Below are 12,977 nucleotides of genomic sequence, written 5' to 3'. Positions count from 1 at the left end.
AAAAGGCAAAAAAGCGTCAATTGCGGAATTTTTCCGTTTTGAACATTTCAACACCAGATAGTCATTTCGGGACCATAATTCCCAAAAACGCAAAAATCCCGCTCTGGGAGCGGGATTTTCTGTTATTAAGCTTTAATCAAATTCTTGGAAGAAGCAAGCAAGAGCTCTGCCACTTATTGATTAGCGGCGCTTGCCCTTCTTGCCCTTCTTCTTACCCTTCGCCGGGGCCTTATCATCTTCCTTCGGTTCTTCCTTCTTGGGTTCAGCCTTCTTGTCGTTGCCACGGAGATCCTTCATCTTGAAGGAAACGTTAACTTCGGCAGTCGTTGCCTGAGAAGAAAGTCCACCCGGATCCTTCACCTTGAAGGTGAATTCATCGAGACCGCTAAAGCCCTTGTTCGGCATGTAGGTGAAGGAACCATCCCTTTCGTTCAGGTTGATCTTACCGTTGCGCGGCTTCTGGAGAAGCTGTACCGCGACCGGCTTTTCACCATCCGGATCCATCACGCCAGACATAAGGCCTTCGCTAGCGGAAACCTTGAGTTCTTCACCTTCCTGGGTCATGTAGGTCTGGGCCTTGGCGACAGGAGGATTATTCACTGCAATAACCGTAAACAGAGCTGTCTTGCTGGCCTTAGCGCCATCGGGGTCCGTCACCGTGAAGGTAATGCGTTCCGGCTTACCATTCCAGTGCGGATGCGGCTGAGCCACCGTAGCGGTCTTCTTGTACTTGTCGTACTTTACTTCAAGGAACTTGTTGCCAGTAAAGGCCCACTTGAGTTCATCAAAACGATGATCCTTATCGCGAGCATACTGGTCAAGCTTGATGACGGCGATAACACCATTGTTGTCATCTTCCTTGATCGTAAAGTCAGGAATGTCGCGCATGATCGGAGCCGCATTCACATGCTTCACCGTGAACTTCACGACAGACTTATCCATTGCACCGGCAGGGTCACTTGCTGTAAAGATCAAGGTCTCTTCACCGAACCAGTCAGCCTTCTTAGGCTTCACCACGGCTTCACGGCCACCCGTAATCTGAACGTTCAGGTTCTTAGCACCCGTCACCTTCCACCTAATTTCATGGGCCTTGTTATCCGGGTCAGTCACATACTGGTCGAGCTTAATGGGCTTGAAGGAACCACCCTGCAGAGTTTCCTGAGCCGGGATTTCCTTAACCACCGGGGAGTCGTTCACCGGCTTCACGGTAAACTTCACCGGAACAGAAGCCTTTTCGCCAGACGGGTCAAACACGTTCACCGTCACCGTTTCGGTACCATTCCAATAGGGGTTCGGAGTTTCCGCCTGGAGCAAGCCCTTTTCGTTAATCATGAAATGGATTTCATGCTTCACTGCAGGACCACCAGCAGCCTTCTTGCCCTTCTTGCCCTTCGGGGCATTCGGAACATCGTTGTCGAGAGTCCACACCAATTCTTCGAGCTTGTTATCCGGATCGCTCACGACCTTACTGAAATCAAACGGAGCAAAAGCCTTCTTTTCCTCAATGACAAACGGTTGCACCGGCTTGAGAGTCGGAGGATCGTTCACCGGAGTCACCTCGAAGGTTGCCTTGGCAGAAGCAGAAGCCCCCGCAATATCCTTGACCGTGAATGTCAGTGTTTCCTTACCAAACCAGTTCGGGTTTGGCGTCAGAATCTGGGCACGAGTACCCTTGATATCTACCTTCAGTTCCTTGTTGCCGGAAACACTCCAATGCAACTCATTGGGCTTGTTATCCGGGTCTTCGGCAACCTTGGAGAGGTCGACGATTTCGAACTTTTCCTTTTCCTTGATCTTCTGGCCTGGAATATTCTTCACGACCGGAGGATCGTTCACCGGAGTCACTTCAAAGGTAATCTGCTGAGTGGCCTTTGCACCTTCAGGGTCAACCACGTCAAGCTTGATCTTTTCAGAACCACTCCAGAACTTGTTCGGAGTCGACACCACCAGCTGTTTCTTGGCGTTGATAGAGGCCTTGAGTGCACGAGCCGGAGCAACTTCCAACTTCAAAGCACCAAACGGATGATCCGGATCGGAAACGAACTGAGCGAGATCAAGCGGCTTGAAGTGTTCCTTTTCCTGGATAGAGTGGATAGGAATAGGCTTGATTACAGGAGCATCGTTTACCGATTCAACCTTGAAGTTAACGGTCTTGGAATCAGAAGCGCCTTCCGGATCCTTCACGGTGAAGGTCACATTGCGTTCTCCATTCCAATACTTGTCATCAATCTTCACACGAGCAATGTTCTTGCTATCAATTTCCACCTGGAATCCGTCAGGTGCCGCCGGAGCAGCTTCTTCAGGTTCTTCCTTTTCTTCCTTACCCTTCTTGCCCTTACCCTTCTTGGCGGGCTTCTTAGCCTTCTTGGCAGGCTTTGCAGCCGGAGCAGCGTTCACCTTGTCAACCTTCACCGTCCACACCAATTCAGAGAGCTTGTGGTCAGGATCGTGCACGAACTTGTTGAGATCAATTTCCTTGAACTGGCCCTTTTCCTTAATTTTCTGATCAGGAATCTGCTTCAGAACAGGAGCGTCGTTCACAGAAGTGATTTCGAAGTTTGCAAGGACGGAGGAAGATGCTCCATCCGGGTCGGTCACCATAATGACGATCGTTTCCGGAGCGCACCAGAAGTTCGGATTCGGAGCAGAAACCGTGAGAATTCGGCTCGGAGAGATGTCAGCCTTGAGCTGCTTGTTACCCGAAACCTTCCACTTGAGTTCATTAGGCTTATTATCCGGATCCTTCACGAATTCGTCAAGCTTGATAGGCTTGAAGTGATCCTTTTCCTTAATCTTCTGACCAGGAATCTGCTTCAGAACAGGAGCATCATTCACGCGAGTCACTTCAAAGAGCATCTTATGATGGTCAGAAGCGCCTTCCGGGTCGGTCACCGTGAAGGTGATGGTTTCCTTGCCGTTCCACTGATCATCAGGAACAGACACGATCACCGTGTTGTCCTTGCGCATATTCACCTTGAGACCCTTGTTGCCCGACACACTCCACTTGAGCTGAGAGGCCTTGTGGTCCGGGTCAGAGGCAAGCATCGAGAGATCGATCGTTCTGAACACGCCGTTTTCACGAATCGTTTCGCCCTTCGGAGCCTTATCGGAAATCACCGGAGCATCATTAATCGAGCGAACTTCGTAATGAGCGGTTTTGGAAGCTTTCGCACCTTCAGGGTCAGTCACCGTGAAGGTAATGTCAGCAGCACCATTCCAATACTTGTTCGGGATGGCGATGGTTGCCACGCGGTTCTTGTCGACCTTCACGCTGAGCGTTTCGCCGGCCGGAGCCTTTTCTTCGACTGCGCCCTTGCCCTTCTTGCCCTTGGCAGGAGCTGCACCACCAGCTTTGGAAGGCTTCACATCGAAGCTCCACTTGAGTTCTCCGTTCTTGTGGTCGGGATCCTTCACCAGGTCGTCAAGCTTGATTGTCTGGAACTGCTTCTTTTCGTCGATAGACTGATCCTTGAGTTCGCGTACAAACTGAGGAGCGTCGTTCACCGATTCCACCGTGAAGGTCACGGAGCGGCTGTCGCTTGCACCTTCAGGGTCGGTCACCGTGAACTTGATCGTTTCCTTACCATGCCAGTTCGGATTCGGCTGCGTCACAGAAACATTGTGGCTTGCATCCATAGCAACCTTGAGTTCCTTGGCACCTTCGATCTTCCACTTGAGTTTGCTCTTCGGATGGTCGAGATCTTCGACAAAGTTATCGAGAGCGATCGACTTGAAGCTACCCTTTTCCTTGATAGTCTGATTTGCAATATCCTTCATGACCGGAGGATCGTTGATAGACTGCACAGCAAAGGTTGCCATCGTCTTGGCAGAAGCTCCTTCGGGGTCCGTCACCGTAACAGTGAGCTTTTCGGTACCATTCCACAACGGGGTCGGAGCCCTGACGGAAACTACGCCGTCCTTACCCACATTCACCTTCAGTTCCTTCTGACCAGTCACTTCAATCTTCAACTTTTCATACGGATGATCCGGATCCTTGACAAGTTCCTTCAAGTTAAAGGACTTGAATTCTTCCTTTTCCTTGATGGACTGGTCATTGATCTTACCGATGGTCGGAGCATCGTTCACGGACTGAACCGTGAAGACTGCCGTGCAAGAAGCCTTGCCACCATCCGGATCTTCCACCTTGAACGTAATTTCTTCGGCGCCGTTCCAGTTCTTGTCCGGAATCACGATCTTTGCCATGCGCTGGTCATCCACGCTGACCTGGAGCTGCGGAGTATAACCCTTGGCAGATCCCTTGACCGGCTTGATATCAAAGCTCCAGGAGAGCTGTTCAAGCTTGTGGTCGGCATCCTTCACGATATCGTTCAGGTTGATAATCGCAAATTCACGCTTTTCCTGAATCGTCTGATCCTTGATCGGCTTCACAAATTCAGGCAGGTCGTTCACAGATTCCACCGTAAATGTCACGGTACGCTTATCAGAAGCGCCTTCGGGGTCGGTCACCGTGAAGGTAATCTGTTCAGAACCATTCCAATTCTTGCTCGGAGCAGTCACCGTAGCGACGTGCTTTCCATCGATAGCGACCTTGAGAGCCTTATTGCCAGAAACAGTCCACTTGAGGTTCTTGAGGTCATGGTCTTCATCGCTCACGAACTTGTCAAGTTCAATCGGCTTGAACTCGCCCTTTTCCTTGATGGTCTGGTTGGCGATGTCCTTCATGATCGGAGCATCGTTAATAGACTTCACCGTGAACACGGCGTCAGACTTGGCGGTAGCACCTTCTGGGTCGGTTACCGTGAAAGTCACCTTTTCAGAACCGTTCCAAAGCTTGGACGGAGTCTTAATCGTAGCCGTGCCATCCTTAGAAATGTCAATCTTCAACTGCTTGTTCCCCGAAACAGTCCACTTCAGCTGATTGAAGGCATGGTCTGGGTCAGAAGCAAGTTCAGCGAGATTGACCGAAGCAAATTCCATCTTTTCATCAATCATCTGATCCGGAATCTTCTTGAGGACCGGCACATCGTTCACAGACTGAACGGTGAACAGAGCCTTGGATGTCGCCTTCGCACCTTCGGGGTCAGAAACCGTGAAGGTGATTTCGTCAGCACCGTTCCACATCTTGTTCGGAATCTTGATGGTAGCCACCTTCTGAGCATCAATTTCAACCGTAAGTCCAGCTTCCTTGCCCTTGATTGTAGACTTGACATCAACAGAGAAATTCAGGTCAGAAAGCTTGTTGTCAAGGTCACGAACCATTTCGCCGAGCTTGATCTGCTGGAACTGAGCTTTTTCCTTGATAGTCTGCGGAGCAACCTGCTTCACGAATTCAGGAACGTCGTTCACGGATTCCACCGTGTAAGCGACAGAACGTTCGTCGGTAGCGCCTTCCGGGTCGGTCACCTTGATGGTGAGCGTTTCGGAACCGTTCCACTGCGGAGACGGCGGAGTCACCTTCATCACGCGGTTACCATCGATGGCTACCTTAAGTTCACGGTTGCCCGTCACTGTCCACTTGAGCTTACCCTTTTCGTGGTCGAGATCTTCGACAAACTTGTCAAGTTCCACCGGTTTAAATACGCCCTTTTCCTTAATGGTCTGTTCAGCGATATCCTTCATGACCGGAGGGTCATTGATCGACTTCACGGAAAGCTTCATCTGGGTAGAAGCCTTGCCACCTTCAGGATCCGTAGCGGTAAAGGTCAGAGTTTCAGAACCATTCCAGAGTTCGCTCGGAGTCTTGAACGACACTTCGCGAGTCTTGGCATTCATGTTAACCTTGATGTCCTTGTTTCCGGTAATTTCAATCTTCAGCTTGGAAATATCGTGGTCGGCGTCGGAGAGATATTCGTCGAGCACAACAGAATTGAATTCGCTCTTTTCTTCAATAGACTGGTCAGGAATCTTCTTGAATACAGGGAGATCGTTGATGGACTTGACAGCAAAAGTCACGTCCTGCTTCGCAGAAGCGCCTTCGGGGTCCGTCACAGTGAAAGTCACCACGGCAGTACCGTTCCAGTAGGTATCCGGAATTTCGATAGAGGCCATGCGGCTTTCGTCAATATTTACAGACAAAGTACCAGATTCCGGTTCCTTGCCCTGATGTTTCACTTCTGCTTCCCAGGAAAGTTCAGAACTCTTGTGGTCTTCATCCTTGACAAAATCATCGAGCTTGATTTTTGCAAAGGTCTTCTTTTCATCGATAGACTGGTTAGGAATCTGCTTCACAAGCTGCGGCACGTCATTCACGGAGTTCACAGTGAAGGAATTCTCGGATTCGGCACAGGCATTAGCCGGATCACAGACCTTGAACTTAATCGTTTCGCTGCCATTCCAGAGTTTGTTCGGAATCTTGATCGTAGCGGTCTTGCCGGATACCGTGACCTTGAGGTCCTTGTTGCCGGAAATGGTCCACTTCAGCTGTTCGAACTTGTGGTCAGGGTCCTTGACCAGCTTATCCAGTTCAATGGGCTTGAATTCCTGCTTTTCATCAATCGTCTGTTCCGAAATTTCCTGAACAAATTCAGGAGCATCGTTAACGGACTTCACCGTAAAGGTCGCCTTGGTGCTTACAGCCGCACCAGCAGGGTCGGTCGCCGTAAAGGTCACCGTTTCAGAACCATTCCAGAATTCGTTCGGAATCTTGATGACTGCAGAGCCATACTTGTCTATTTCGAACTTAAGATCCTTGTTACCAGAAATGGTCCATTTGATTTTCGAAACGTCATCATCGACATCGCTCACATAATCAGAGAGATTGACCATATCGAATTCATTCTTTTCTTCGATGGTCTGATCAGGAATCTTCTGTACGACCGGAGGGTCGTTGATGGGCTTCACAACAAAGTTGGCTGTCTTGGAGTCGCTAGCATATTCGCCATCAGTCGCCGTGAACTTGATCTTCGCGGCACCATACCAGTTTTCATCTGGAATAATCACCGTCGCCACGCGATTCGGATCGATTTCAACATTGAGATCGCCTTCAGCCTGGTCCTTACCCACCGGTTGAATGTCGAATTCCCAAAGAATCTGATTTTTCGGATGGTCCGCATCCTTCACATAATCATCGAGTTTAATCTTAGAGAAGGTCTTACCTTCATCGATGGTCTGATCCGGAATCTGGCTCACTTCCGGAGGATTGTTCACGGACTCGACGCTAAAGGTCACCGTTTCGGAACCTGCGGCACCCTTCGTATCCGTCGCCATGAACGTAATGTCTTCGGAACCATTCCAATATTGGTCAGGAATCGTGATCGTCGCAATGCGGTCATTGGAAATAGAAACTTTCAGCTGCTTGTTTCCGGAAACAGACCATTTGAGCTGTTCGGGCTTATCCAGATCATCGGAAACATACTTATCGAGCTTGATATCGGCAAACTTGCCACCTTCATTAACAGATTCACCAGGAATTCCCATCACCGAAGGCGCATTATTTTCAACGGCCGGAGCCGCATCGGCATTCGCTTCCTGAGCAACACCCACGGAGGCGAGTAATCCGGCCGAAGCAAGAAGAGCCGTTACAGACCATTGTTTTCGTTTCATTTACGATCTCCCATAATTTTCATCCACTTTGCTTTTTTGCATTCACAAAAACGTGACCGCCCACACAAGTTGGGACGGTTTTTGAGGTCAAATATAATGTTTTTAATGGCCTTTTATTAATAAAACGCTAAAATTTGATAAAAAAAAAGCAATTCTTCCGTTGACAAATACGGAGATTTTTCTTAACTCATTGACTGTCAACGAGTTAGAATTTTCTACCCTTCCCAAACAAGATCTCAGAAAAAAAATTTACAAACTTTTTACAAAAAACCGGAACAAAAAGTTCCAAAAACAAGGCATTTCGCTTCTTGACAAGGTCTGCATGAATGACAATTCGCTCAAAAAAAACTATTTTGCAATCACAACCTCAAATAAAATCAGGATAAAAAATGAAATTCGTTTTTCTCTGCGACGCCAATTACCTCAAGGGCGACATGGTAAACTTCGTGAACAACTTTCCCACCAACCACCAGCTGGTGACCATGACCTCCGACGAACTTCTCCAGACGAAGGCTATTTTTGACGGCACTTTCGCGGTTCTCGCCGAACGCGCTACCTGGCAGAAGAATTTCAGCCTTTTCCGCTATTTTGGCCTACTTCCGCTTCTGGAAGTTCTCCCGCTCGGCGTAGTGAGCCGTTCTCGCAAGAATGAACCTCTCAAAGGCCGCACTCAGAACAGGAACCAGGAAATCTATTTCAATCCTGCAGCTTCTGCCGAGGAACTCTACCTGCTCGTCGACAAGTTTGTCGCCGCTCCGCCCGCCGGTTTCACCTACCCCCGCGGAACAGCAAAGGCATAACAAGGAGCCATGCAGAAAAAGGTCCTAAACGACCTATATGGGCAAGGTGGAGTCACTAGTTTCGTCTTTCCTGGCGAAAACGAGATTTCACTCAAAGCCTTGCAAGAGCTTGCGCTGGCGTTAAACGCCGGCGCTCGTTTTATCGTAGTTGATTTTTCAGGTATGAACACCTTCAAGGGAAACGCCCCCATCGAGTGTTCCGACCTATACAAAAAAACACTCAGCAAGGACATTCTTGATCAACTAGACTCTGTTACAGACGGATGGACTGTTACCGGGCCTAGGAGCTTTCCTCAAAACGACAACGATTTCAGACTTCTTTACCACAACATTCAGCAGATCAAGAAAAAGATTCCGCAAATAATATTCATCCTCCCCAATAACATCAATGATGCAGAAGCCAATTACAGCAAATTGATTTCTAGGCTCATCGTCATTGACGCAGAAAGTGTCGAAACGGCATCGGCATTCCTAGAGGGCCTATCGCATTTCAACAGCGCGAACCTTTTGTGGCTTCTGCCGCAAAAACCAAACAAAAAGAAATACTACCACGCATACAATGCAGTAAAGCGCAGCCATTCCTTTTTCAAAGAAATCAGGCAATGCAACTGGAAAAAAAATCCCGCAACACTGGCCAAGATCATCGAACCACTGCACAAGATATCTATCCTTGAAAAAAACCCACTCGACGGATCTTCGAAAGCTTTCCGAATATTATTCCCGCTCCTGTTACTTGTCGCCATCGCCGTCCCTTTCTTCTATATTTCAAAGGCAGAGTCTAGCCTATCCACTAGCCGAAACAGGATTCATGAACGCGATCACCTTTCGATATCCCCCTCCTTCGAATACACTTTCGACGGAAAGGAGTCCATGCAACGTATCGCAAGGTATGCAATAGGCCGGTTCAACGCGTTGATTACTTCGGACCGCATGGTGCGACAATATATTGATGTTACGCTCGAAGAAAACGGGTTTCCTCCAAGATCCTGGGAAAACAACAAAATAAACATTCCACCGCAGGGAACTGTCATCAAGTTTTCTAGACCCGATTTTGTCGAGAACACCGCCTCCGATTCTATCGGAGCCGCATGGAAATATTGGACATCGATCGTTTCTGACAGCGTCGCCTATCTCACGGAATTCTACCATGCCAAAGCGACACCGCAATTCAGACAACATAATGGAATCGATGTTGCCAGCAGACAGGGGGCGCGAATCCTCGCCCCCTTTGCCGCCAAGGCTTGGACTAGCCGAGATGAACGAGGAGGAATCATCATTGGACTCGTACGTCAAAAAGATGTTATCATCTTCATGCACTGCGATCAATTGCTGTATCTGGATGGGCAGGAAGTCATGGCCGGCGATCCCATTGCAACAGTCGGACTTACTGGCCACACGACCGGACCGCACGCCCATATTGTCACTGGGATCATCAGCAAGAATGGTGACAAGCGCATCGGCAATGTTAGGTACAAAGTAATAGATCCGATAAAGTGGTTCTATCAATTCAAGCCCAACAAATGATGTTGCGAAACTAGCAACAGTTTGCCACAAGTGATGCCAATCACGCCAGAGAGCAAAAAGTGTTCTCATACCGTTTTTTTTCCCATGTTGTAAGCTATTTATTACATTGCGACCCTCGCCAACAATTTGACATTTAAATAATTTTGTTTCGGAATTAGGGATTTGGTATCAACAAAAAAAAGGACACGATAAATGAAGTTTAGAGTTTTGGCTCTTGCATCCATTGCCACCGCATTCCTTACCGGATGCTCCGGAGTAGTCACCCCTAAAGCTGAACTTGCCGATCACGATTCCGACCACAACATTCCTGCCATTGATGAAATGATTATTTCCTACAAACAGGACTACATCAACAAGTGCTACATGCCCGTGGTCAAGAAACACCCTCCTGAAAACCAGTGCCAGTCCGAACTTTTCCAGATGTTGGAACGCCGTTACCATCTGGACTACAACCAGAACCATGTTGCAATGGCATCTAACACCTTGCTGTTCAAGGACATAGATGCAAAAATCATTGAAATGTCCCGCAACAATCCGGAAGTTCGTTCCGCTATTCGCGCCGGAGCATTCACGAGCACAAGCGAAATGCTCGCCTACTATCACGAAAAGTACCACTTCGATACACAAATCGAACAGTATTAATATTCTTTTTCTTTTTGCAGAAAAGAACCCGCGGTTACCCGCGGGTTCTTTGTTTCTGTGAGGAGATCAAACTCTACTTGGACAGGTACTTCTGGAACACCTGGTAAATTTCACTATACCACTGACCGGAATTCTTGTTATAGGCTTCGAAGCCACCGACTCCAGCGAAGCCCCAGTACTGCCAGGAGAATCCATGCTTTTCGGCAGCGGCAATGACGGCATCGGTCCACTGGGCACGACTGGATTCGGACACCTGGCTTCCACCATTAGTCGTTGCCACGCCAAATTCACCCATATTTATCGGCACGCAACCACCATTAATATCAGGGAACGTCTGGGAAATCGCATCAGCATAGTCCTGGAAATCATTGTTAATAGTCTTCGTCGAGAAGGTTGCCGACGCGCTGGCATTGTAACCATGTCCCTGATGCGTAAAGCCATAGGGTTCATAGTAATGGCCGCTCACAATGATGTTACCATCGGCAGGCAGCGTCAAGTTCTTGATTTGGGCAAACTTGGCGTATCCGCCAGCTTCGAACATGATTGTCTTGCCCGGCGCATTCTGACGAATGACCTTGTAAGCCGAAGTCATCAAATCATTCACCTGATCCACAGTGATTCCATTCGGTTCATTCAATATTTCAAGAACAATCTTGTCATCTCCGTACTTATCCATTTCCTTCGCCACCTGAGCCCACATGGCCACGAATCTTTCCTTTTCGCTAGAGCTGTACTTGGATGCTATAGCATGATGATGGAAGTTTACGATCACGACCATTCCCTGAGCTAGGGCAAGTTCAATGTCAGCCTTCACACCAGCAAGCCTGCTGCTGCTCACATTGCTACCAGAGGCATCATTGTCCCAGCGAACCGGAAGACGGATAGAATTGAAACCGGCATCCTTCGCAATCTTGAACCAGCCATCCTGAATGCAGTTGCTCCAGCCACAATCATCACTTCCCTGAGAATCCCAGGAGTTACCGAAGTTGATGCCACGACCAAGACGCTTATTCATTGCTCGGCCCTTGGAATAGTCAACCGGCGTATTCTTCGTCTTGAGCCAAATATTAGAACTACAAATGTAGTAGTCCGATCCAACCTGGACGATATTTCCAGCCTTATCGGCAGTGCAGGCGCCATTCGATTCGGCAACCTTTAGGTTATCAATGTCCGAGCTGGTCGCCTCGCGCCAGGTTTCCCGGCTACAAATGACATAGCTTCCATCGGCCTGCAGCTCCATTTTGCCCTCGTTCGCTTCCGTACATGCGCCATATTGAGCCGTTGCGCTGTAGTCCGTGAGAATAGCCTTTGTCGCAACAGACCAAGCGCCATCACGGCAAACAAACTGAGAGCCATAACGGCCGCTCTTCGTATTCGCATTCGGCTTCAACTGACGGTCATTGGACGCGTCACACTTTCCGAGTCCATAAGCAGAAGCCCAGATGGCATCAACAGAACTCTGGTAATTTTCGATATCGGAGCCACCCAAGCGAATCAGTTTGTTGTACGCATCCGAAATGTCATTTTCGAAGGCTGCGTCACCAAGAAGTGCCTTGGAATCCTCGTCATCCCATGTGCCGTCCTCGGCAATATCCTGCGATATTTTGGAAAGAAGCACATCAACTTCATCTGCATTACGGTCCATCAGAAGCACCGTCGATACAGCTTGCAAATTACGCACTGCATCACCCGTAGAGAAGAGCGTAATATCTTCAAATAAGGTAGAATCATGCTTGAAGCCGAAAGCTTCCTGTACTTCCTTTTCGGCACGGATTTTAGCAGCAGTAAAGCTCAGTCCTTGTTGAGACACCAAATTCTGCACACGGCCATACTCAATATGAGTAAGGACGTTTACATTGACCGTCTTACGGTTACGCATATCGGTCAGCGACTTAAGAGGAAGCCTTGCAAAATGCTGTTCATCCATCGCAAAATTGACATAGCTACCTGAAACTTCAACACTTGCTATGGCTGAGGTCAAATTGCCCGTTACCGAGAATTTTCCCAAATTTCCGGAAACCTTAGCATCAATCTTAGTGGTAGACGACACCATGGTCTTCGCATCTACAGAATAGACCGATACCGCAGCTCCATCGGCGAAGGGACCGATTTCTGCGGCACCCGAAACATTGATCGCAAGCGAGGTCACGTCAGCCGCACCATCGTCCTTCAGTTCATCTTCAGAGATAGGGGTATCCGCAATGCTTTGTTCCGGTTCTTCCGGAGTCTGGGTCGTTTCGCCAGAACTACTGGATTCACCCGGAACGCCCGGTTGCGTCGGATCAGTCGGAATAGTCGGATCACCCCCAGGAATATTAACATTAGTGGAATCTACAGGGACCTCATTTTCAGAAGTTCCAGAAGCAGAAGAATCATCAGAACAGGCGATAAAGGCTGCAGATGACAGCAACATGGAAGAAAAAACGATCGCCTGGAACGAATTTTTACGAATAAACATGGTACCTCGCTGTTTATACCCTAAAAATACTTTCATAATGCGAATTCTAA

5 protein-coding genes are annotated in these 12,977 nt (G+C 48.6%); 3 read left to right on the top strand and 2 right to left on the bottom strand.

The window, feature by feature from the left end; genetic code table 11:
- Positions 1-180: 180 nt before the first annotated feature.
- Positions 181-7,503 (bottom strand): tandem-95 repeat protein, encoded by a 7,323-nt coding sequence (locus Q0628_RS08910; RefSeq protein ID WP_298770236.1) that lies wholly within the window; start codon positions 7,501-7,503, stop codon positions 181-183.
- Between the two features lie 389 nt (positions 7,504-7,892).
- On the opposite strand from Q0628_RS08910, the gene Q0628_RS08905 reads away from it, so the two are divergent.
- The 3 genes from Q0628_RS08905 to Q0628_RS08895 all read left to right on the top strand — a co-directional run bounded on the left by Q0628_RS08905 (position 7,893) and on the right by Q0628_RS08895 (position 10,469).
- Positions 7,893-8,303 carry a hypothetical protein gene (locus Q0628_RS08905; protein WP_298770234.1) on the top strand — a complete coding sequence of 137 codons (411 nt, stop codon included), beginning with the start codon at positions 7,893-7,895 and terminating at the stop codon, positions 8,301-8,303.
- 9 nt (positions 8,304-8,312) lie between these two features.
- Entirely contained in the window at positions 8,313-9,827 is a 1,515-nt protein-coding gene (locus Q0628_RS08900) for a M23 family metallopeptidase (RefSeq protein WP_298770232.1), read from the top strand.
- A gap of 192 nt (positions 9,828-10,019) precedes the next feature.
- Positions 10,020-10,469, top strand: a complete 450-nt coding sequence (locus Q0628_RS08895) for a hypothetical protein (protein WP_298770230.1) — start codon at positions 10,020-10,022, stop codon at positions 10,467-10,469.
- Between the two features lie 73 nt (positions 10,470-10,542).
- Here Q0628_RS08895 and Q0628_RS08890 read toward each other — a convergent pair whose 3' ends face one another.
- Positions 10,543-12,927: a glycoside hydrolase family 5 protein gene (locus Q0628_RS08890; protein ID WP_298770229.1), complete on the bottom strand. Its 2,385-nt coding sequence runs from the start codon at positions 12,925-12,927 to the stop codon at positions 10,543-10,545.
- Positions 12,928-12,977: the final 50 nt, after the last annotated feature.

The sequence above is a fragment of the uncultured Fibrobacter sp. genome, from assembly GCF_937877005.1.
Taxonomy (GTDB): domain Bacteria; phylum Fibrobacterota; class Fibrobacteria; order Fibrobacterales; family Fibrobacteraceae; genus Fibrobacter.
Note: the sequence above shows the minus strand (reverse complement) of the source record. Positions and strands in the feature narration are given on the sequence as shown.

Coding starts and splice junctions, on each gene's coding strand:
- Q0628_RS08910 (WP_298770236.1), bottom strand. CDS start 7,503: ATGAAACGAAAACAATGGTCTGTAACGGCTCTTCTTGCTTCGGCCGGA.
- Q0628_RS08905 (WP_298770234.1), top strand. CDS start 7,893: ATGAAATTCGTTTTTCTCTGCGACGCCAATTACCTCAAGGGCGACATG.
- Q0628_RS08900 (WP_298770232.1), top strand. CDS start 8,313: ATGCAGAAAAAGGTCCTAAACGACCTATATGGGCAAGGTGGAGTCACT.
- Q0628_RS08895 (WP_298770230.1), top strand. CDS start 10,020: ATGAAGTTTAGAGTTTTGGCTCTTGCATCCATTGCCACCGCATTCCTT.
- Q0628_RS08890 (WP_298770229.1), bottom strand. CDS start 12,927: ATGTTTATTCGTAAAAATTCGTTCCAGGCGATCGTTTTTTCTTCCATG.